The 20,009-nt window shown below is 71.4% G+C and carries 19 protein-coding genes; 9 read left to right on the top strand and 10 right to left on the bottom strand.

Features of this window, described 5'->3' with window-relative positions; translation table 11 throughout:
* Positions 1 to 135 precede the first annotated feature (135 nt).
* Entirely contained in the window at positions 136 to 1,098 is a 963-nt protein-coding gene (locus ABD401_RS13195; protein ID WP_344605397.1) for a transglycosylase SLT domain-containing protein, read from the top strand.
* A gap of 18 nt (positions 1,099 to 1,116) precedes the next feature.
* Here ABD401_RS13195 and ABD401_RS13190 read toward each other — a convergent pair whose 3' ends face one another.
* Together ABD401_RS13190 and ABD401_RS13185 are read right to left on the bottom strand one after the other, a co-directional pair.
* Complete coding sequence (locus ABD401_RS13190; RefSeq protein WP_344605395.1) at positions 1,117 to 1,755, bottom strand: hypothetical protein; 639 nt, start codon at positions 1,753 to 1,755, stop codon at positions 1,117 to 1,119.
* Between the two features lie 200 nt (positions 1,756 to 1,955).
* Positions 1,956 to 2,768: a sugar phosphate isomerase/epimerase family protein gene (locus ABD401_RS13185; RefSeq protein WP_344605533.1), complete on the bottom strand. Its 813-nt coding sequence runs from the start codon at positions 2,766 to 2,768 to the stop codon at positions 1,956 to 1,958.
* Positions 2,769 to 2,919: 151 nt separating this feature from the next.
* On the opposite strand from ABD401_RS13185, the gene ABD401_RS13180 reads away from it, so the two are divergent.
* The 4 genes from ABD401_RS13180 to ABD401_RS13165 are packed head-to-tail and all read left to right on the top strand — an operon-like array spanning position 2,920 to position 6,492.
* Entirely contained in the window at positions 2,920 to 3,870 is a 951-nt protein-coding gene (locus ABD401_RS13180; protein WP_344605393.1) for an ABC transporter ATP-binding protein, read from the top strand.
* On the top strand, positions 3,867 to 4,646 hold the full coding sequence (locus ABD401_RS13175; RefSeq protein ID WP_344605391.1) for an ABC transporter permease: 780 nt from the start codon (positions 3,867 to 3,869) through the stop codon (positions 4,644 to 4,646). Before ABD401_RS13180 ends, ABD401_RS13175 begins: the two co-directional genes overlap by 4 nt.
* Positions 4,647 to 4,702: 56 nt before the next feature.
* Complete coding sequence (locus ABD401_RS13170; RefSeq protein ID WP_344605389.1) at positions 4,703 to 5,842, top strand: sensor histidine kinase; 1,140 nt, start codon at positions 4,703 to 4,705, stop codon at positions 5,840 to 5,842.
* Positions 5,839 to 6,492: a response regulator transcription factor gene (locus tag ABD401_RS13165; protein ID WP_344605387.1), complete on the top strand. Its 654-nt coding sequence runs from the start codon at positions 5,839 to 5,841 to the stop codon at positions 6,490 to 6,492. Before ABD401_RS13170 ends, ABD401_RS13165 begins: the two co-directional genes overlap by 4 nt.
* Positions 6,493 to 6,499: 7 nt before the next feature.
* Here ABD401_RS13165 and ABD401_RS13160 read toward each other — a convergent pair whose 3' ends face one another.
* On the bottom strand, positions 6,500 to 7,390 hold the full coding sequence (locus ABD401_RS13160; RefSeq protein WP_344605385.1) for a DUF3109 family protein: 891 nt from the start codon (positions 7,388 to 7,390) through the stop codon (positions 6,500 to 6,502).
* A 60-nt stretch (positions 7,391 to 7,450) separates the two neighbouring features.
* On the opposite strand from ABD401_RS13160, the gene ABD401_RS13155 reads away from it, so the two are divergent.
* Positions 7,451 to 8,428: a Ppx/GppA phosphatase family protein gene (locus ABD401_RS13155; RefSeq protein ID WP_344605383.1), complete on the top strand. Its 978-nt coding sequence runs from the start codon at positions 7,451 to 7,453 to the stop codon at positions 8,426 to 8,428.
* Here ABD401_RS13155 and ABD401_RS13150 read toward each other — a convergent pair.
* Positions 8,403 to 9,146, bottom strand: coding sequence for a class I SAM-dependent methyltransferase (locus ABD401_RS13150; protein ID WP_344605381.1), 744 nt, complete (start codon positions 9,144 to 9,146; stop codon positions 8,403 to 8,405). The two genes, ABD401_RS13155 and ABD401_RS13150, sit on opposite strands and share 26 nt — an antisense overlap.
* Positions 9,143 to 9,982: a phosphoribosylaminoimidazolesuccinocarboxamide synthase gene (locus ABD401_RS13145; RefSeq protein ID WP_344605379.1), complete on the bottom strand. Its 840-nt coding sequence runs from the start codon at positions 9,980 to 9,982 to the stop codon at positions 9,143 to 9,145. The genes ABD401_RS13150 and ABD401_RS13145 overlap by 4 nt, the downstream gene beginning before the upstream one ends.
* 199 nt (positions 9,983 to 10,181) lie before the next feature.
* On the opposite strand from ABD401_RS13145, the gene radA reads away from it, so the two are divergent.
* Together radA and disA are read left to right on the top strand one after the other, a co-directional pair.
* The gene (radA, locus tag ABD401_RS13140; protein WP_344605377.1) at positions 10,182 to 11,588 is read left to right on the top strand and encodes a DNA repair protein RadA; all 1,407 of its coding nucleotides are present in this window, start codon (positions 10,182 to 10,184) and stop codon (positions 11,586 to 11,588) included.
* Between the two features lie 226 nt (positions 11,589 to 11,814).
* Positions 11,815 to 12,873: a DNA integrity scanning diadenylate cyclase DisA gene (disA, locus tag ABD401_RS13135; protein ID WP_425566142.1), complete on the top strand. Its 1,059-nt coding sequence runs from the start codon at positions 11,815 to 11,817 to the stop codon at positions 12,871 to 12,873.
* A gap of 151 nt (positions 12,874 to 13,024) precedes the next feature.
* Here the strand turns inward: disA and ABD401_RS13130 are convergent, their stop codons facing one another.
* Positions 13,025 to 13,915, bottom strand: coding sequence for a hypothetical protein (locus ABD401_RS13130; protein WP_344605373.1), 891 nt, complete (start codon positions 13,913 to 13,915; stop codon positions 13,025 to 13,027).
* On the opposite strand from ABD401_RS13130, the gene ABD401_RS13125 reads away from it, so the two are divergent.
* The gene (locus ABD401_RS13125; protein WP_425566134.1) at positions 13,905 to 14,849 is read left to right on the top strand and encodes an HhH-GPD family protein; all 945 of its coding nucleotides are present in this window, start codon (positions 13,905 to 13,907) and stop codon (positions 14,847 to 14,849) included. The genes ABD401_RS13130 and ABD401_RS13125 overlap by 11 nt on opposite strands.
* Here the strand turns inward: ABD401_RS13125 and ABD401_RS13120 are convergent.
* The 4 genes from ABD401_RS13120 to lysX all read right to left on the bottom strand — a co-directional run bounded on the left by ABD401_RS13120 (position 14,839) and on the right by lysX (position 19,928).
* Positions 14,839 to 17,340 (bottom strand): ATP-dependent Clp protease ATP-binding subunit, encoded by a 2,502-nt coding sequence (locus ABD401_RS13120; RefSeq protein WP_344605369.1) that lies wholly within the window; start codon positions 17,338 to 17,340, stop codon positions 14,839 to 14,841. The two genes, ABD401_RS13125 and ABD401_RS13120, sit on opposite strands and share 11 nt — an antisense overlap.
* Positions 17,341 to 17,543: 203 nt before the next feature.
* Complete coding sequence (locus tag ABD401_RS13115) at positions 17,544 to 17,870, bottom strand: histone-like nucleoid-structuring protein Lsr2 (protein ID WP_344605367.1); 327 nt, start codon at positions 17,868 to 17,870, stop codon at positions 17,544 to 17,546.
* Positions 17,871 to 17,970: 100 nt separating this feature from the next.
* Positions 17,971 to 18,480: an amino-acid N-acetyltransferase gene (locus ABD401_RS13110; RefSeq protein WP_344605365.1), complete on the bottom strand. Its 510-nt coding sequence runs from the start codon at positions 18,478 to 18,480 to the stop codon at positions 17,971 to 17,973.
* Complete coding sequence (gene lysX, locus ABD401_RS13105) at positions 18,477 to 19,928, bottom strand: bifunctional lysylphosphatidylglycerol synthetase/lysine--tRNA ligase LysX (protein WP_344605531.1); 1,452 nt, start codon at positions 19,926 to 19,928, stop codon at positions 18,477 to 18,479. Before lysX ends, ABD401_RS13110 begins: the two co-directional genes overlap by 4 nt.
* Positions 19,929 to 20,009: the final 81 nt, after the last annotated feature.

Below are 20,009 nucleotides of genomic sequence, written 5' to 3'. Positions count from 1 at the left end.
CGACGACCCCCGGAAGACAGACTTTGACCTGCGCAAAACCCGAAACCCGGCACGATCATGAGACCGATTCGTACGATTTCGCCTTCCGCCACCCGCGGCGGGGACGCACGTCGTACGACCAGCAAGGAGCCCGTCATGCGCTACCGGCGCGTTGCCGCCGTTGTCGGAGGTGCGGTGCTGCCGCTGATCGCCGGGATCTTCGGCGTCGCGTCGGCCGCACCGGCCGAGACCGGCGCCACCCCGGCGCGCTTCCACGCCGCCCTCGCGGACGCGTCCTACACCTGCCCCCACTTCCCGGCCGGGATGCAGGCGGCGCTCATCGAGGTCGAGAGCGGGTGGGACCCCCTCAAGGAGGGTCCGAACGGGACGCTCGGCCTCGCCCAGCTCTCCATGCGCATGTGGCAGGCCTGGGGCCGCGACGCGGACGGCGACGGGACCAACAGCCCGCTGGACTCCTGGGACGCGATCGACACCCAGGCCCGGATGCTGTGCACCTACTACACGCAGGCGGTGCAGTCGAACCTGCCCGGCGACCGGCTGTCACTGGCCCTCGCCGCGTACCGGCTCGGTTGGAAGCGGCTGAACCAGGTCGGCGGCCTCGCGCAGCTACCGGTGACCCGCGAGTACATCGCCGAGATCAAGGCGCGGACGCCGAGGTACGCGAAGGGTCTCGGCGTCGCGAACTCCTCGCGCTCGCTGTACACGCCGGTGCCGAACCCGCGCACCCCGGCGTCCGCGGTCGCGTGGGCCCGCTCGATGGCCGGCGACTACGGCTGGCTGAACCTGTGCCTGAACTTCACCGCCCAGGCGTACGGCTGGGACCACGCAGGCACCCGGTACGCGATCGACCACTGGCTGTTCACACCCGGCGGCCTGCGCCACCACCGCGAGCGCAACGCCCCCGCCGGCGCACTGATGTTCTGGGACACCGGCAAGCGCGCGGGCCACGTCGCACTCTCGCTCGGCAACGGTTACGTCGCCAGCAACGACATCGTCACGCCGGGCCGGATCAGCATCGTCCCGGCCTGGACGATCGACGAACGCTGGAACGCCCGCTACCTCGGCTGGACCGCGCCGTACTTCCCCGACGGGGTCTGAGACCCCGTCAGGCAGCGGTCAGGGGGTCGCGAACGTCTGCGGCGGCAGCGCGGGGGTGACGCTCCCGACCCGGGTCGCCGTGATCTGGCTGACCAGAATCGTCGCGGCGCCCTCCCGGCCGCACGCGAGGTTCAGCGGCGTCGACTGGCTGAGATTCACCGTCGCCGACACCGGCAGCACCGTGGAGACGGAGGTGGCACCGCCGGGCAGCGCCGAGATGAAGGTGGCGAAGGTCTGCCCCTTGTTCGAGGCGTTGATGCTGAACAGGCAGTACACCGACTTGTCGACGCCGGTCGCGCCGATCCGCACGTCGGAACGCAGCATCCAGACACCGGCCGGGAGGGTGAACGTCGCGGACGGGGTCGACGCCACGGGCGCGCCGTTCGAGGGGACGTTGAACACGCGGACCTCGCTCGGACCGGCGGGGCCGGTGGCACCGCGCGGGCCGGCGGGGCCCTGGGGGCCGGTCTTCGCCCACTTCACGGACTTCTCCGTCGACTTGCACTTGTTCGCCAGGCGCAGCGTGCCGTCCGACTTCTTCGCGCACGCTTTCACCTGCGTGGTCGCGCTGGTCGCGGCGTAGGCGAACCCCGCCCCCACGACTCCCAGGGCAGTGACCGTGCCGACCACCACAGCAACACGACGACGAACACGCACCGCAACACCTCCGGCAGACGACAGCCTGATCCGTCCGCTCGGACGTGAGTCCGGAGATTAGCGCCGACTTCTCGCCGAAATACGACACCACACCCCCGTTGGAGAGGACATCTCCAACGAACCGGGCCTCTCGCGGTGGAGATGACATCTCCAACGAACCGGGCCCCTCGCGGTGGAGATGACATCTCCAGTGCGCGGGGTCAGCGGTCGCGGTCGAGCTCCACGGCGGCGGCGAGGTGGAGCCGGGTGAACGCGAGGGCCTCGGCGAGGTCGGCCTCGCGCTCGCGGCGGTTGGAGCAGCGGCGGGTGTTCACCTCGAGCACGACGTTGCCGGTGAACCCGCGGCGGGCGAGGGCCTCCAGGACCTCGGCGCACGGCTGGGTGCCCCGGCCCGGGATCAGGTGCTCGTCCTTGTTCGACCCCGACCCGTCGGCCATGTGCAGGTGGCGCAGCCGGTCGCCGAGGGCGTCGATCATCGCCAGCGGGTCCGAGTGCGAGACGGCGGTGTGCGACAGGTCCAGGGTCACGTGCGGGTAGTCGCGGTCGACGATGTCCCAGTCCGGCGCGTAGGCCTTCACCTCACGCCCGCGGGCGCGCCAGGGGTACATGTTCTCGACCGCGAAGGCGATGTCGGTCTCCTCCGCGAGTGACGCGAGGCCGGCCTCGAACGCCTTCGCGTAGTCGCGCTGCCAGCGGAACGGCGGGTGGACGACGACGGTCTCCGCCCCGAGGCGCTCGGCCACCTCGCGGGCCCGGTCGAGCTTCACCCACGGCTCGGTTCCCCACACCCGCTGCGTGATCAGCAGGCAGGGGGCGTGGATCGCGATGATCGGGATCTGGTGGTACTCGGACAGGTGGCGCAGGGCGTCGGCGTCCTGGCTGACCGGGTCGACGCCGACCATGACCTCGATCCCGTCGAAGCCCAGGTTGGCGGCCATCTCGAACGCGGCCCCGGTCGACTCGGGGTAGGTCGAGGACGTGGACAGGCAGACCTTGGCGTCTGGCACCTGCACACCTCGGGCAGGGGGAACTGCGGTCTCCCCAGCGGTCATGGGACAAGCGTAGGCGGCCCGCTCGGAGCGTGCCGGGTACGTCGGATTGCGTAGGCGCGAAGCCGCTCACACGCGGACGCCGGAGACGCTCACGATCGCGACTCTGGATCCCATGACGACGACGATTCCCGGCACCCCGGCCGTGAGCGTGACCGGGCTGACCAAGACCTACGGGCGCGGCTCCGGCGCACGGACCGTGGTCGACGCCCTGTCCTTCGAGATCCCGCGCGGGGTGGTGGCCGGCTTCGTCGGCCCGAACGGCGCGGGCAAGACGACGACGATGGCGACGCTGCTCGGCCTGGTCCGCCCGACCGCGGGGACCGGGACCGTGCTGGGCGCGCCGCTGGCCGACCCCGGCGCGTACCTCGGCCGGGTCGGCGCCCTGATCGACGGTCCGACCCTGTGGCCGGGCCTGACCGGCGAGCAGAACCTGCGGGCGCTGGCGGCCCTCGGCGGACACGACGCCGCCGCGGTCCCCGGCCTGCTGGAGCTCGTCGGCCTCGGCGACCGCGGCCGCGACCGCTTCCGCAGCTACTCCCTCGGCATGAAGCAGCGCCTCGCGATCGCCGCCGCGCTGCTCGGCGACCCCGAGCTGCTGATCCTCGACGAGCCGTCCAACGGCCTCGACCCGGTCGGCATGCGCGACATGCGCGAGCTCGTTGCCCGCGCCGCCGGCGGCGGGCGGACGGTGTTCGTCTCCTCGCACCTGCTCGGCGACCTCGAGCAGATCTGCGACTGGCTGCTCGTCCTCGACCGCGGTGTCCTGCTGTACCAGGGCCCGACGGCCGGCTTCCTCGCCCAGGCCGTCCCGCAGGTCTTCGCGACGCCCGCGGACGCCACCGACCTGAGCCGGCTCGTCGAGCTGGCGAAGCGCGGCGGCGAGGACGTTTCCGCGACTGGTGACGGGGTCCTGATCCCGGTGCCGCGCGGGGACGCGCGGGCCGTCGCGGTGGCCGTCAACCGGGCCGCCATCGGCGAGGGGATCGTCCTCGCCGAACTCGCCGTGCGCCGTCCCGACCTCGAGGCCCACTACCTCGCCCAGGTGGAAGGAAGCTCCCGATGACCCGCGCCCTGCGCTTCGAACTGATCAAGCTCTGGCGGCGCCGCACGGTGCTGCTCGCGCTCGCCGTCACCGCCGTCTTCTCGATCGGCGCGACGGCCCTGCTGGTCGCCGCGGCCGAGCCTGGACCGGCGCGCGGCCCGGGCCTGAGCGTCGACGAACTCGCCGCCGCGGGCGGCGGCACGCAGGCGTTCGCGACGGCGCTCGCGTTCGCCGGGTTCTTCGTCCTCGTGCTGTTCACCGGCGCGACGGCGGCGGAGTTCTCCCGCGGCAACGTGCGCACGATGGTGCTGCGCCAGCCCGACCGCCTGCGTCTGCTCGCCGGCAAGTTCGCGGCGCTGCTCGCGTCCGCGGCGGTGCTGCTCGCGATCGCCGAGGTCCTCGGCTGGACGACCGCACGTGTGCTCGCCGGCGGCCAGGGCATCGACGCCTCGGCCTGGACCAGCGGCGCCGCCCTCACCGCCGCGTTCGGTGACTACGGCACCGTGTTGATCTGGGTGACCGGTTACGCGCTGCTCGGGACCGCGCTCGCGGTCGTGGTGCGTTCGGTGCCGATCGCGCTCGCGGTGGGCATCGCGTGGGCCGGGCCGTTCGAGCACATCCTCGCCGACGCGTGGAACGGCGCGAACGCCGTCTTCCCCGGCCTGCTGCTCGAGACGTTCGTCGCCGGCGGGCGGGACGACGTCTCCGCGGGGCAGGCCCTCGCGACCAGCGCGGTCTACGGCGTCCTCGCCGCGGCCGTCGCGGGCACGGTCTTCACCCGCCGGGACGTGGCATGAACGCGTCGAACGGCGCAGCCGTGACGGCACCACGCCCCGGCGCCTACGGTCGGGGCGTGGACCAGTGCAGGAGGCGGCCGCCGGCGCTCGACATCCTGCTGACGGTGCCGCTGATGGTCTTCGTCCTCGCCGGCACCGCCGGTGCGGCCTCCGGCCAGGACGACGCGCTGCGGGGCATCGACGTCGGCGGGTTCCTGCTCGCCTCGCTGGCCGCGCTGCCGTTCGTGTTCCGCCGGGTCGCGCCAGTGCCCGCGGCGGTCGCGTCGGCCACCGCGGTCGCGGTCTACACCGCGTCGGGCTACGCGTTCGGGCCGGTGCTGATCGCGCTCGCGATCGTCACCGCGTCGATGGCGGCGTCGCTGCCGCTCTCCCGCTCGATCCCGCCCGGGGTCCTGCTGCTCGCGATCGTCACGACCGGTCTGGTCGTCCGCTTCGCCCGCGAGCCCGACGACTCGGCGACGGTCGGCCTGATCGTCGGCCCGACGTGGCTGGTGGTGCCGTTCGCGATCGGTGTCGTCGTCGGGCAGCGGCACGAGGTCCGGCTGCGCACCCGGCGCGAGGAGGCCGACCGGGCCGTCGACGCCGAGCGGTTGCGCATCGCGGCCGAGGTGCACGACGTCGCCGGGCACGGGCTCGCGGTGATCGCGATGCAGGCCGGGGTCGCGCTGCACGTGCTCGACCGCAAGCCGGAGCAGGCGCGCATCGCGCTGGAGGAGATCCGCGCCGCGAGCACCGAGGCCCTCGACGGCCTGCGGACGACGCTGGACACCCTGCGCGCCGCCGACGCTCCCCTGACCCCGGGGCTGCCGGGCCTCGCCGACCTGCCGGCGCTCGCGGAACGGATCGGCCGGGCCGGGGTCGCGGTGGATCTGACGACGACGGGGCAGGCTGGTGCCGTGAGCCCCGCCGTCGACCACGCCGCGTACCGCATCGTGCAGGAGTCGCTGACGAACGTCCTGCGCCATGCCGACGCGCACCGCGTCCGCGTCACGACGACGTGGACGCCGGGCGAGCTGCGGCTCGCCGTCGCCGACGACGGCACCGGCACCCCCGGCCCCGAGGGCGGCGGCATCGGCGGGATGCGCGCCCGCGCCGCCGCGGTCGGCGGGACGCTGACCGCGGGCCCGGCCGCCGGGGGCGGCTTCACGGTGACGGCGGTTCTTCCGGCCGGGCTGCCGGCGCAGGAGCCGCGGTGATCCGGGTCGCGATCGCGGACGACCAGGCGCTGGTCCGGATGGGGCTGCGCGTCCTGCTCGACGACGCCGACGACATCGAGCTCGTCGCCGAGGCCGAGGACGGCGTGGCCGCGCTGGAGGCGGTGCGGCGGACGCGGCCGGACGTCGTCCTGCTCGACATCCGGATGCCGGGCCAGGACGGGCTGGCGGTCCTCGCGGACATCACCGCGGACCCCGACCTGGCCGCGACGCGCGTCGTCATGCTGACGACGTTCTCCCTCGACGAGTACGTGTTCACCGCCCTGTCGTCGGGGGCGAGCGGGTTCCTGGTGAAGGACTCGGACCCGACCGAGCTGCTGCGCGCGATCCGGGTCGTCGCCGACGGCGGGTCGCTGCTCTCCCCCGAGGTCACGCGGCGCGTGATCGAGGAGTTCGGCGTCCGTCGCTCGGGGGCCGGCACTCCGCACCCGCAGCTGCACCTGCTCACCGACCGGGAGAAGGAGATCGCCGGCTGGGTCGCGACCGGCGCGTCCAACGACGAGATCGCCGCGGCGTTGGTGGTCTCCCCTGCCACCGTCCGCACCCACGTCGGGCGGGCGATGATCAAACTCGGCGCCCGCGACCGGGCTCAGCTCGTCGTGTTCGCCATGCAGTCGGGACTAGCGCCCTGACGAACCGTCAGAGTTCTTCGGTCGCCTTCTTGCTCTTCGTCTTGGTTGCCGGCTTGTTCAGCTTCTTCACCCCAGGCTTGTCGACCTTCTTCGCGCGCGGGCGGGGAACGGGCGCCGGTTCGACCGCGTAGGGGTTCTTGGTGATCTGCAGCAGGAACGGCTCCGACGCCGGGTGCGGCGCGATCGGGTGCGGCGCGGCTTCCCGGGCGCGACACATCTCGGCCAGGACCTCGTAGGCGGCGTCACCCATCAGCTCGCGGAGCTCCGGCGCCGAGTGCACGTACACCGGTTCGTGCGACTGGTGCGCCTCGGTGGCCGACGTGCAGTACCAGTGCAGGTCGTGGCCGCCCGGGCCCCAGCCCCGGCGGTCGTACTCGGTGATCGTGATCTCGAGGTAGCGGGTGTCGTCGACGCGGTCCACCCACCGGTAGGAACGGCGGATCGGGAGCTGCCAGCACACCTCGGGCTTGGTCTCCAGCGGGTTCATCCCGTTGCGCAGCGCCAGCCCGTGCAGGGCGCACCCCTCGCCCCCGGGAAAGCCCGGGCGGTTCAGCAGGACGCAGGCGCCCTTGTGCCGCAGCGTCATCGGGTCACCGTCGGGGCCCTTGCCGACGATCCCCTTCTTCAGCCCGACCTTGCGGAACTGCCAGGTCTCGTCGGTGAGCTGGTCCACGTACTTCTGGACCCGCTTGATGTCCTTCTTGTCGGAGAAGTGCGCGCCCATCGAGCAGCAGCCGTCGGAGGCGCGGCCCTCGACGATCCCCTGGCAGCCGTTGCCGAAGATGCAGCGGTAGTTCGACGTCAACCAGGTCAGGTCGCAGCGAAAGATCTGGTCGGGGTTGTCGGGGTCGGGGAACTCCGCCCACGCACGCGGGAAATCAAGACCTACCTCGGGCATCCGCCAAGACTAGGTGCTTCCACCGCCTCGCCACGTATTCGCCGCGGTAGCGTCGGCCTCATGCGACTGGGGGTGCTCGACGTCGGCTCCAACACCGTGCACCTGCTGGTCATGGACGCCCACCCCGGCGCTCGTCCGTGGGCCGCGCACTCGCACAAGATCGAGCTGCGGCTCGTCGACCATCTCGACCCCGACGGGCGGATCACCGACGACGGCATCGCGGCGCTCGCGGACGCCGTGGCCGAGTCCGCCACCGTCGCCTCCGACGCCGGCGTCGAGTCGGTGATGGCGTTCGCGACGTCCGCGATCCGCGAGGCGCCCAACGGCGAGACCGTGCTCGCCGAGGTGCTCCGGCGCACCGGCGTCACGCTGGAGGTGCTCAACGGCGGCGACGAGGCGCGGCTGACGTTCCTCGCGGTGCGGCGCTGGTTCGGATGGTCCGCCGGGCGGATGCTGCTGTTCGACATCGGCGGTGGTTCGCTCGAGCTCGCGACCGGCATCGACTCCGAGCCCGACACCGCGACCTCGCTCCCCCTCGGCGCCGCACGGCTGACCCGTCACTGGTTCACCGCCGACCCTCCGCCGGAGGAGGAGGTGACCGCGCTGCGCAAGCACGTGCGCGCCGAGATCGCGCGGGTGGCCGGGCCGTTGCTGCGCTACGGGCCGCCGGACCTCGCCGTCGCGACGTCGAAGACGTTCAAGCAGCTCGCGCGGATGGCCGGCGCCGCTCCGTCGGCGGAGGGGCTCTACGTCCGGCGGACCCTCGCGCACACCGACGTCGTGCAGTGGACGCGGCGGATGGCGACGATGCCCGCGGCGGAGCGCGCCGCCCTGCCCGGGGTCTCGGTCGGCCGGGCGGAGCAGCTCCTCGCCGGCGCCGTCGTCGCCGAGGCGGCGATGGACCTGTTCTCGGTCCCGCAGCTGACGATCTGTCCGTGGGCGCTGCGCGAGGGCCTTGTCCTGCGGTGGTTCGACCACCTCAACGACTCCGAGGACGGGGTCGCGTGGGCCGCTAGTACCGGCGGAACCACAGGTTGACGGCGGCCTCGAGTTCGAGGCGGTCACCGATCTCGGCGAGGGCGCGGAGCACGGTCTCGGCGGGGAACTCGATGCGGAGCACGGCGGCGAGGTCCTCGGCGTTCTCGAACTGCCAGCGGATGTCGAGGGACCGGCGGGCGAACCCGTTCCGGGCCCAGAACCGCTCGTAGGTGCCGACGTCGCGCGGGATGCCGTCGACGGCGAGGCCGTCGGCGAACCAGCGTCCGAGCTCCGAGCGGGTCGAGTCATGGTCGAGGAAGACGGCGAGGCCGCCGCGACGGACGACGCGGTCGATCTCCCGCAGACCCGGTTCGCAGCCGGGGCCGAAGAAGTAGGCCCAGCGGGCGTGGGCGACGTCGACGGAGCCGGACGGCACGGGGAGGTCCTGCGCCACGCCCTGACGGATCGTCACGTTGCTCAGGTGCCGGGTGCGGTGCTGGGCGGCGGCGGCGAGGGACGCGCGGGGCTCGACGCCGGTGACGCGCTTCGCGACCTCGGCCAGCCGGGGCAGGTGGAAGCCGTTCCCGCAGCCGACGTCGAGGACGTGCCCCCAGGTGGTGTCGCCGCCCAGCAGACCGGCGCGGGACTGGGCCACCAGCTCGGCGATCGCGGCCTCGATGACGCGATCCGGGTCGACCGCCCGGTTCTCGACCTCGTAGATCTCGGGGTAGTCCCAGATGTTCGGGCTCGGGATCGCGCCGGGGTAGGCCCCGCTCACGCCCAGGGCTTCCCCGTCAGCCGCTCGTAGACCTCGACGTAGCGGGCCCGCGTCGCGGCGACGACGTCGTCGGGGACCGGCGGTGCCGGCGGCTTCTTGTCCCAGCCCGTGCCGGCCGCCCAGTCGCGGACGAACTGCTTGTCCAGGCTCGGCTGCGCGTGCCCCGGCTCCCAGGTGTCGGCGGGCCAGAACCGCGACGAGTCCGGTGTCAGGAGCTCGTCGCCCAGCGTCAGCTTCCCGTGCTCGTCGAGCCCGAGCTCGATCTTGGTGTCGGCGATGATGACGCCCCGCTCGGCGGCGAGGTCCGCGCCGCGGCGGTAGATCTGCATCGTCACGTCGACGAGCTCGTCGGCGAGCTGCGGCCCGACCTGCTCGCGGACCTGCTCCAGCGTCATCGGCTCGTCGTGGTCGCCGACCGCGGCCTTCGTCGTCGGGGTGAAGATCGGCTCGGGCAGCTTCGAGCCCTCGACCAGCCCGGGCGGCAGCGGCACCCCGCTGACGGCGCCGGTCTGCCGGTACTGCGTCGTCCCGGAGCCGGCGAGGTACCCGCGTGCGACGCACTCGACGGGCACCATCCGCAGCCGCTTGCACCGGATCGCCCGCCCCGCCCACTCCGCCGGGACGTCCGTGGCCGAGACCACGTGGTCGGGCACGATCCCCGCCAGCTGCTCGAACCACCACAGCGACAGCTGCGTCAGGATCGCCCCCTTGTCGGGGATCGGCGTCGGCAGCACCACGTCGTAGACCGAGATCCGGTCCGATGCCACCAGGATCAGCTCGTCGGTCCCCGGGTCGAGGTAGACGTCACGCACCTTGCCCGAATGCAGAAGCTCCACGTCGCCCATCCTCCCCCGCCCCCGCCGCCCCGCTTCACCAGGCACCCCGCTCATGCATGACCGGGTGGTCGAAAATCGGGCGCGCCATGTCCGAATTTCGACCACCTGCTCATGCATGAGCGGAGCGTCGGGGCCGGCGGAGGGGTGGCGAGGGCGCGCCTGCCGGGGATTGTCGGGGGTGCGAACTAGTGTTCGAAGCATGGCGAAGGCGACGGGGTCCCGGGTGGCGTACCGGTGCAGCGAGTGCGGGTGGCAGACGGCGAAGTGGGTCGGCCGGTGCGGGGAGTGCCACGCGTGGAGCTCGATGAACGAGGTCGTCGCCGCGCCGGGGACGACGCGGCGGACGGGTGGGCGGATCGTCCCCCGGTCGACGCCGCTGCCGATCGCCGAGATCAGCGCCGAGGACGCGAAGTCGACGCCGAGCGGGGTCGGTGAGCTCGACCGGGTGCTCGGGGGCGGCCTCGTCGCCGGCGCGGTCGTCCTGCTCGCGGGCGAGCCCGGGGTGGGCAAGTCGACGCTGTTGCTCGAGGTCGCGGCCCGGTTCGCGCGGACGGGCGCGAAGGTTCTCTACGTCACCGGCGAGGAGTCCGCGGCCCAGGTGCGCCTGCGCGCCGGCCGCGTGAACGCCCTCGAGCAGACCCTCTACCTCGCCGCCGAGACCGACCTCGGCGCGGTCGCCGAGCACGTGACGGAGGTCGACCCGGCGCTGCTGATCGTCGACTCCGTCCAGACGATCGCGACCGCCGACGCCGAGGGCAGCGCGGGCGGCGTCACGCAGGTGCGCGAGGTCGCCGCCGGCCTGACGCGGCTGGCGAAGGACCGCGGGATGACGACGGTGCTCGTCGGCCACGTCACCAAGGACGGCAGCATCGCCGGCCCGCGGGTGCTGGAGCACCTCGTCGACGTCGTGCTCCACTTCGAGGGCGAACGCACGGGCCGGCTGCGCATGGTCCGCGGCGTGAAGAACCGCTACGGCCCCTCCGACGAGGTCGGTTGCTTCGGTCTGCGCGACGACGGCATCGAGGAGCTCCCCGACCCCAGCGGGCTGTTCCTGTCCCGCACGGCGGCGGGCATCCCCGGCCAGTGCGTCACCGTCACCGTCGAGGGCCGGCGTCCGCTGGTCGCGGAGGTGCAGGCGCTCGTCGGCCCGGCGATCGGCAACAACCCGCGCCGGACGAGCTCCGGGCTCGACTCCTCCCGCGTCGCGCTGGCACTCGCGGTGCTCGAACGCCGCGGCGGCGTGCGGCTCAGCCAGAGCGACGTCTTCACCGCCACGGTCGGCGGAGTCCGGATCACCGACCCCGCCGCGGATCTGGCGGTGTGTCTGGCGGTCGCGAGCGGCGCCACCGACGAGCCGCTTCCCGGCGACCTCGTCGCGCTCGGCGAGGTCGGCCTGACCGGCGAGATCCGCCCCGTCACCGGCGTCGCCCGACGCCTGGCCGAGGCGCAGCGGCTGGGCTTCAAGCGCGCGATCGTCCCGCCGGGCAACCAGGACGCCGCGCCCAAGGGCATGGCCGTCATCGAGTGCTCGACGCTCGCGCTGGCCTGGGCCGCGGCGGTCGCGCCGGAGCCTCCGGTGCCGTTGCGAACCCTGCACCGCGCCTGACGGGCTGTGTGCGACAGAGCGTGAAAACGGCTCAGAAGCACCAGAAACCGTTGTGGTTCACGCAAAGGGTCGGTGACGAACCGGTCGCGTTCAGTTGCCAGGTCCTGCGAATCCGCAGGTCGCGGCGTTTACACTCGCTGGGACGACTGCAGCCGCGCAGGCCAGGTGGGGGAGTGTGACCACGATCGAGCGTCCCGATCGATCGGGAGCCGAACACGAGGCGCTTCTGCGCGCCACGTTGGCCGCGGTCGCTCCGGGGACGCAGCTGCGCGAGGGCCTCGAACGCATCCTCCGCGGCCACACCGGCGCCCTGATCGTGCTCGGCCACGACAAGACCGTAGAGTCGATGTGCACCGGCGGCTTCGTGCTCGACGTCGAGTTCTCCGCGACGCGCCTGCGTGAGCTGGCGAAGATGGACGGCGCGATCGTCCTCGACCGTGATGCCACGAAGATCCTGCGCGCGGCCGTGCACCTGATGCCGGACTCGTCGATCCCCACCGAGGAGTCGGGAACCCGGCACCGCACCGCGGACCGCGTCTCCCGCCAGGTCGGGCTGCCGGTCATCTCGGTCAGCCAGTCGATGAATCTGATTGCCCTTTACATCCAAGGTCAGCGGCACGTCCTCGAGGAGTCGCGCTCGATCCTCGACCGCGCGAACCAGGCCCTCGCCACGCTCGAGCGGTACAAGCTCCGCCTCGACGAGGTCTCCGGGACCCTGTCGGCGCTGGAGATCGAGGACCTCGTGACGATCCGCGACGTCGCCGCGGTCGCGCAGCGCCTAGAGATGGTGCGCCGCATCGCCCGCGAGATCGAGGGCTACGTCGTCGAGCTCGGGACCGACGGCCGCCTGCTCGCCCTGCAGCTCGACGAGCTCATCTCCGGCGTCGAGCCGGATCGCCAGCAGGTCGCCCGCGACTACCTCCCGCCGATCACCGGCCGGAACCCGTACACGGTCGAGGACTCGCTCGAGGCGCTGAACTCCCTCACCGCGACCGACCTGCTCGACCTCCCGACCGTCGCCCGCGCCCTCGGCCACTCCGGCAGCCCGGAGGCCCTCGACGCCGCCGTCAGTCCCCGCGGCTTCCGGCTGCTGGCGAAGGTCCCGCGCCTGCCGTCGGCCGTCATCGACCGTCTCGTCGAGCACTTCGGCGGCCTGCAGAAGCTCCTCGCCGCGAGCATCGACGACCTCCAGCGCGTGGAAGGCGTCGGGGAGTCCCGCGCCCGCTCCGTCCGCGAGGGCCTGTCCCGCCTCGCCGAGTCCTCGATCCTCGAGCGCTACGTCTGACGCACTCCGGCGCGGGCGCCGCCGGCCATGTCAAAAAAGGGTGTCACCCCTTACTGCGCAGTAAGGGGTGACACCCTTTTTTGACGAGGGCGCGGCCTGGCCGGCCGCCGAGCGGGCGGCGGGCGGGCCGGCCGACGAGCGGGCCGGCGGGCTACTTGATGTCGATGACGGCGCGCTTGCGGGCCTTGACGCCGCCGGCGGAGCCTTCGACCACGTAGGTGCCGGGCTTCGCGGTGGGCATGCCCTTCGGGCAGCCGGGCTTCGAGCGGACCTTGCTCCAGACCGAGCGGGCCCACAGGGTCTGACCCGGCTTCAGCAGACGGACGTCGCTGGTGCCCTTGCCCTGGCAGTCGTCGGAGGACCAGATGCGGTCCTTGCCCGAGATGATCGTGATCGACAGCGCCTTGGAGCCCATGTCGACGAGGCACGCGACGTCGCCGGTGTTCTGGACGCCGAGGTACAGCTTCGGCTTCTGGCTGCCGGAGTACACGCGCTGGTCGGTCTTGAGCTTGACCTCCAGGTCCGACTTCGCGCACGAGTTCGGGCCGGCGGCCTCGCTGTCGGAGGTCGGGGTCGCGGACGCCGAGGGGGTCGCGGTCGGCTTGGCCGTCTTCGTGGGCTTCACCGTCGGGCTCGCCGTCGGGCTCGCCGTCGCACCGGCGGTGGGAGAGGCGGTCGCCGGGGTCACGGTCTCGTCGCAGAGCGGCTGACCGTCCTCGCCGACCATCTCCGCGACGTTCGGGTCGGAGCAGGGGTCCGCGGGCGTGCCCCCGGGCTCGTACGGGTTGTTCGGGTCGTCAGCAACCCCGGGGTCGCCGGCCGGCGCCTCGGTGGGGACTGGCGTCGCTCTCGGGGTCGGCGTGAAGGTCGAGACGAGCGGGACCTCCCGCTGCACCACGGTCTTCGACAGGTCGGGCCCATCCCCGCCGCAGGCCTTCGCCATCAGGAGCACCACGACCGCGAACGCAGCGAACACCATCGCCCGTCGACGCCAGTACACCGCCGAGGGCCGTTCACCGGCTGGATCGAGAATGGAGTTCATGACTGCTCGCCACGGTAGGCCGGACTCGTCGCCGGACCCGGAAGCCACGCCGGGAACGCGACTGGTCTCACAGGTCCTTCAGTGGTATGCCGCGAACGCGCGCGACCTGCCCTGGCGCGCGCCCGGCATCGACGGCTGGTCCGTCCTCGTCAGCGAAGTGATGCTCCAGCAGACGCCGGTCGTGCGGGTCCTCCCCGTCTACCAGGCGTGGATGACGCGCTGGCCGACGCCGGACGCGCTGGCCGCCGACTCCCCCGGCGAGGCGGTCCTCGCCTGGGGCCGGCTGGGGTACCCGCGCCGGGCGCTGCGCCTGCACCAGGCCGCGGTCGCCATCACCGAACGGCACGACGGCGTCGTCCCCGCCGACTACGACGCCCTCAAGGCGCTCCCCGGCATCGGCGACTACACCGCCGCCGCGGTCGCGTCCTTCGCCTACGGACGCCGCCACGTCGTGCTCGACACGAACGTGCGCCGCGTCCTCGCCCGCACCGTCGACGGCCGGGAGCTGCCGGGCACCTCGATCACCGCCGCCGAGCGCGCCATGGCGACGGCGCTGCTGCCCGCGGACCCCGCGACCGCCGCCCGCTGGGCGGTCGCGTCGATGGAGCTCGGTGCGCTGGTCTGCACCGCCCGGTCCCCGCGCTGCGAGCTGTGCCCCGTCGTCGCCGACTGCGCCTGGCACGCCGCCGGCCGGCCCGCCGACGACGGCCCGCCCCGCAAGGCCCAGACCTACGCCGGCACGGACCGCCAGGTCCGCGGCCGCCTGCTCGCCGTGCTGCGCGACGCGTTCCCGGACGCCGTTCCCGCCGACGTCCTCGCCACCTGCTGGGACCAGGCCGAGCAGCGCGAACGGGCCCTTAACGGACTCGTCGCCGACGGCCTCATCGAGGCCGCCGGCGACGAGATGTTCCGTCTACCGGGTGTTACTCCGTAGAGCCGAGCTCCACCGGCGGGGTGTCGGGGACGACGACCGGCTTCGGCTCACCGCGGAAGGTGAACTTGGCGGCGTCGCCCTCGCCCTCGACGTCCACGATCACGATCTGACCGGGGCGCAGCTCGGAGTAGAGGATCTTCTCCGAGAGGACGTCCTCGATCTCCCGCTGGATCGCACGACGCAGGGGCCGGGCGCCGAGGACCGGGTCGAAGCCCCGCTTGGCGAGCAGCTGCTTCGCCGGCTGGGTGACCTCGATGGCCATGTCCTTGTCCTTCAGCCGCTCGTCGAGCTTGGCGACCATCAGATCCACGATCTGGATGATCTCCTCCTCGAACAGCTGGTGGAACACGACGATGTCGTCGACGCGGTTGAGGAACTCGGGCCGGAAGTGCTGCTTGAGCTCGTCCTGGACCTTGAGCTTCATCCGCTCGTAGCCGGTCTGCTGGTTGCCGTCGGCCGCGAAGCCCAGGTTGATGCCCTTGGAGATGTCCCGGGTACCCAGGTTCGTCGTCATGATGATGACGGTGTTCTTGAAGTCGACGACCCGACCCTGGGCGTCGGTCAGGCGACCGTCCTCCAGGATCTGCAGCAGCGAGTTGAAGATGTCCGGGTGGGCCTTCTCGACCTCGTCGAACAGGACCACCGAGAACGGCTTGCGCCGCACCTTCTCGGTCAGCTGGCCACCCTCTTCGTAGCCCACGTAGCCGGGGGGCGAACCGAACAGACGCGAGACCGTGTGCTTCTCGGAGAACTCGGACATGTCCAGGGCGATGAGGGCGTCCTCGTCGCCGAACAGGAACTCCGCGAGGGTCTTGGACAGCTCGGTCTTACCGACACCGGACGGGCCGGCGAAGATGAACGAACCACCCGGACGCTTCGGGTCCTTGAGGCCGGCGCGGGTACGACGGATCGCCTGCGAGAGGGCCTTGATGGCTTCCTTCTGACCGATGACGCGCTTGTGGAGCTCGTCCTCCATGCGGAGCAGTCGGGTCGACTCCTCCTCGGTCAGCTTGAAGACCGGGATGCCCGTCGCGGTCGCGAGGACCTCGGCGATGAGCTCCTCGTCCACCTCGGCGACGACGTCCATGTCGCCAGCCTTCCACTCCTTCTCGCGCGTCGACTTCTCGGCGAGGAGCTGCTTCTCCTTGTCGCGGAGCGAGGCAGCCTTCTCGAAGTCCTGCGCGTCGATCGCCGACTCCTTGTCCCGGCGGACGGAGGCGATGCGCTCGTCGAACTCGCGCAGGTCCGGCGGCGCGGTCATGCGGCGGATGCGCATGCGCGAGCCGGCCTCGTCGATGAGGTCGATCGCCTTGTCCGGCAGGAACCGGTCGGAGATGTAGCGGTCGGCCAGGGTGGCGGCCGCGACCAGCGCGGAGTCGGTGATCGAGACGCGGTGGTGCGCCTCGTACCGGTCGCGCAGGCCCTTGAGGATCTCGATCGTGTGCGCCAGCGACGGCTCCGCGACCTGGATCGGCTGGAAGCGGCGCTCGAGCGCGGCGTCCTTCTCCAGGTGCTTGCGGTACTCGTCCAGCGTCGTCGCACCGATGGTCTGGAGCTCACCACGGGCGAGCATCGGCTTGAGGATGCTGGCGGCGTCGATCGCGCCCTCGGCGGCACCCGCACCCACGAGGGTGTGAAGCTCGTCGATGAACAGGATGATGTCGCCGCGGGTGCGGATCTCCTTGAGGACCTTCTTCAGCCGCTCCTCGAAGTCACCGCGGTAGCGGGAGCCGGCGACCAGGGCGCCGAGGTCGAGGGTGTACAGCTGCTTGTCCTTGAGGGTCTCGGGGACCTCGCCGCGGACGATCTTCTGGGACAGGCCCTCGACGACGGCGGTCTTGCCGACGCCGGGCTCGCCGATCAGCACCGGGTTGTTCTTGGTGCGCCGCGAGAGGACCTGCATGACCCGCTCGATCTCCTTCTCGCGCCCGATGACCGGGTCGAGCTTGCCCTCCCGGGCGGCCTGCGTGAGGTTGCGGCCGAACTGGTCGAGCACGAGCGAGGTGGACGGCGTGCCTTCCTGGGGGCCGCCGGCGGCCGCCGGCTCCTTGCCCTGGTAGCCGGACAGGAGCTGGATGACCTGCTGACGGACGCGGTTGAGGTCCGCACCGAGCTTGACCAGCACCTGGGCGGCGACGCCCTCACCCTCGCGGATGAGGCCGAGCAGGATGTGCTCGGTGCCGATGTAGTTGTGGCCGAGCTGGAGCGCCTCGCGCAGCGACAGCTCCAGGACCTTCTTGGCGCGCGGCGTGAAGGGGATGTGCCCGGACGGGGCCTGCTGGCCCTGGCCGATGATCTCCTCGACCTGCTGGCGGACGGCCTCCAGCGAGATGCCCAGGCTCTCCAGGGCCTTCGCAGCGACACCTTCGCCCTCGTGGATGAGGCCGAGCAGGATGTGCTCGGTCCCGATGTAGTTGTGGTTGAGCATCCGGGCCTCTTCCTGGGCCAGGACGACCACCCGACGGGCTCTGTCGGTGAATCTCTCGAACATGTTCTGCGCTCCCCTACGGCCTTTACGTGCGAGGGCCTAACGCCGTCCTTCGCCACTCTAGTCCCGGGGACCTGGGCATGAGGGGCGAGGACCACAGCCGTTACCTGCCCTGAACAACGCCCGGAACGTGCAAGGGCCCCGCACCTCTCATCGGTGCGGGGCCCTTGGAGCTGAAGCGTTGTCGGTTCTGGGAACCGGATGTCCTATTTGTGAACCTTCTCGTACTGCTCGACGATCGACGCGGGAATACGCCCGCGTTCGCTCACGTCGAGGCCGTTCGCGCGCGCCCATTCCCGGATGTCGGCAGTGCGCGCGTTTCCGGTGCGGGCCTTCGCCTTACCGCGGGCGGCGCGGCCACCCACCCGGCGGGCGGAGCCCACATAGAGAGCCATCGCGTCGCGCAACTTCGCGGCGTTCTTGGCGGAAAGATCGATCTCGTAGGCGACGCCGTCGAGCGAGAAGGAAACCGTCTCAGCGGCCTCACCGCCGTCCAGGTCGTCCTCAAGAATGACCAGCGTCTTTTGCGCCATGGTGGGCATTCCCCTGTCTGCAACGGTTCGATACGCGGAAAAGCAAAGCAGGAATTTCCCGCGCTCGCAATCCGGCTCAGTCGTTCCAGCTTAGACGTATCTATAACGTCAGCAGCATCCGGGAGTTACCCAAGGTGTTCGGCTTCACCCGTTCGAGGTCGAGGAACTCGGCGACACCTTCGTCGTACGACTGCAGAATCTGCGCGTAGACCTCTTGATCGACCGGGACCCCGTCGATCTGCTGGAATCCGTGCCGGCTGAAGAACTCGACCTCGAAGGTCAGACAGAACACGCGGGCCACGCCGAGTTCCCGGGCGACCTCGATCAACGTCGCCAGCAGCTGGTGCCCGACGCCGGTGCCGCGCTCGTCCGGGGTGACGGCCAGGGTGCGGACCTCGGCGAGGTCCTCCCACATGACGTGCAGGGCCCCGCAGCCGACGACCCGGGCGCCGGCCTCGGTCGTCCGCTCGGCGATCCAGAACTCCTGGACGTCCTCGTACAGCTGGACGGTCGGCTTCGACAGCAGGATCTTGTCGTCGGCGTAGACGTCGATGAAGCGCTGAATCTCCCGCACGTCCGCGGTGCGAGCGCGCCGGATCTGCACGCTCATTCCGGACGGACGAACGGGAACAGCACGGTCTGCCGGATGCTGGCGCCGGTCATCATCATCAGCAACCGGTCGACGCCCATACCCATCCCGCCGGTCGGGGGCATCGCGTACTCCAGGGCGCGGAGGAAGTCCTCGTCGAGCTGCATCGCCTCGGCGTCACCGCCGGCGGCCTGCAGCGACTGGGCGGTGAGCCGGGCGCGTTGTTCCACCGGGTCGATGAGTTCGGAATAGGCCGTCCCGATCTCGGTGCCGAATGCGACGAGATCCCAGCGTTCCGCCAATCGCGGGTCTTCCCGGTGAGCACGCGTCAGTGGGGAGACCTCGGTGGGGAAATCGCGGTAGAACGTCGGGAGAACCGTGCGTTCCTCCAACAGGTGCTCGTACATCTCCAGAACAATCTGGCCGCGGTTCCAGTCCGGGTTGAACGGGACGTCCGCCTTCTGGCACAACGCGATCAGGTCCGCGACGGGGGTGTCGGCGGTGATCTCGGTTCCGAGGGCCTCGGACAATCCTTCGTTCACCGTGACGGTGCGCCATTCGCCGCCGATGTCGAATTCCTCGCCACCACGGTTGATGACGGTGCTTCCGACGGCGTCGCGCGTCGCGTTCAGGATGAGACGTCGCGTCAGGTCGGCCATCGTGTTGTAGTCGCCGTAGGCCTCATACGCCTCGAGCATCGTGAACTCCGGATTGTGCGTCGCGTCGACGCCTTCGTTCCGGAAGTTGCGGTTGATCTCGAATACCTTCTCGACACCGCCGACCGCGAGTCGCTTCAGATACAACTCGGGCGCGATACGCAGATACAGGTCCGCGTCGTAGGCATTGATGTGCGTGACGAACGGACGCGCATTCGCGCCGCCGTGAATGGCCTGGAGCATCGGCGTCTCGACCTCGAGAAAGCCCGCCTCGGCCAACGTGTTTCGCAGAGAGCGAACCATCTCGGACCGCATCGTGAGCATCCGGCGGGCGTCCGGGTTCACGATCAGGTCGACGTAACGCTGTCGGACCAACGCCTCGGGGTCGGACAGGCCCTTGTGCTTGTCCGGCAGCGGGCGCAGGCACTTGGCGGTCAGCGTCCAGGAGTCGGCGAGGACGGAGAGCTCACCCCGCTTGGAGGTGATGACCTCGCCGGTGATGCCGACGTGGTCCCCGAGGTCGACGTCGGACTTCCAGGCCGCGAGCGCGTCCGGCCCGAGCTTGTCGAGCGAGAGCATGACCTGGATGTCGCCGCTGCCGTCCCGCAGCGTCGCGAAGCAGAGCTTGCCGCCGACCCGCGAGAGCATGACCCGGCCGGTCACCCCGGCGGTCTCCCCCGTGTGGGTGTCGGGGTCCAGGCCCGTGTGCTTCGCCGCGAGCTCGGCCGCCGTCGCGGTCCGCTCGAAGGTCACCGGGTACGGGTCGACACCCGTCGCCCGCAGCCGCTCCAGCTTCTCCCGCCGGACCCGCATCTGCTCCGGCAGTTCGTTCTCCTCGATCACCCGCAGAGGGTACTTCCCTGCCCGTGCGGGCTCCGCGGAGTCCGGCGGCGC

This window comes from Sporichthya brevicatena (assembly GCF_039525035.1).
In the GTDB taxonomy this organism is placed as follows: Bacteria; Actinomycetota; Actinomycetes; order Sporichthyales; family Sporichthyaceae; genus Sporichthya; species Sporichthya brevicatena.
This window is presented reverse-complemented; position numbering and strand designations above follow the sequence as displayed.

Coding starts and splice junctions, on each gene's coding strand:
- ABD401_RS13195 (WP_344605397.1), top strand. CDS start 136: ATGCGCTACCGGCGCGTTGCCGCCGTTGTCGGAGGTGCGGTGCTGCCG.
- ABD401_RS13180 (WP_344605393.1), top strand. CDS start 2,920: ATGACGACGACGATTCCCGGCACCCCGGCCGTGAGCGTGACCGGGCTG.
- ABD401_RS13175 (WP_344605391.1), top strand. CDS start 3,867: ATGACCCGCGCCCTGCGCTTCGAACTGATCAAGCTCTGGCGGCGCCGC.
- ABD401_RS13160 (WP_344605385.1), bottom strand. CDS start 7,390: ATGCCCGAGGTAGGTCTTGATTTCCCGCGTGCGTGGGCGGAGTTCCCC.
- ABD401_RS13155 (WP_344605383.1), top strand. CDS start 7,451: ATGCGACTGGGGGTGCTCGACGTCGGCTCCAACACCGTGCACCTGCTG.
- radA (WP_344605377.1), top strand. CDS start 10,182: ATGGCGAAGGCGACGGGGTCCCGGGTGGCGTACCGGTGCAGCGAGTGC.
- ABD401_RS13125 (WP_425566134.1), top strand. CDS start 13,905: ATGGAGTTCATGACTGCTCGCCACGGTAGGCCGGACTCGTCGCCGGAC.
- ABD401_RS13130 (WP_344605373.1), bottom strand. CDS start 13,915: ATGAACTCCATTCTCGATCCAGCCGGTGAACGGCCCTCGGCGGTGTAC.
- ABD401_RS13120 (WP_344605369.1), bottom strand. CDS start 17,340: ATGTTCGAGAGATTCACCGACAGAGCCCGTCGGGTGGTCGTCCTGGCC.
- ABD401_RS13115 (WP_344605367.1), bottom strand. CDS start 17,870: ATGGCGCAAAAGACGCTGGTCATTCTTGAGGACGACCTGGACGGCGGT.
- ABD401_RS13110 (WP_344605365.1), bottom strand. CDS start 18,480: ATGAGCGTGCAGATCCGGCGCGCTCGCACCGCGGACGTGCGGGAGATT.
- lysX (WP_344605531.1), bottom strand. CDS start 19,928: ATGCGGGTCCGGCGGGAGAAGCTGGAGCGGCTGCGGGCGACGGGTGTC.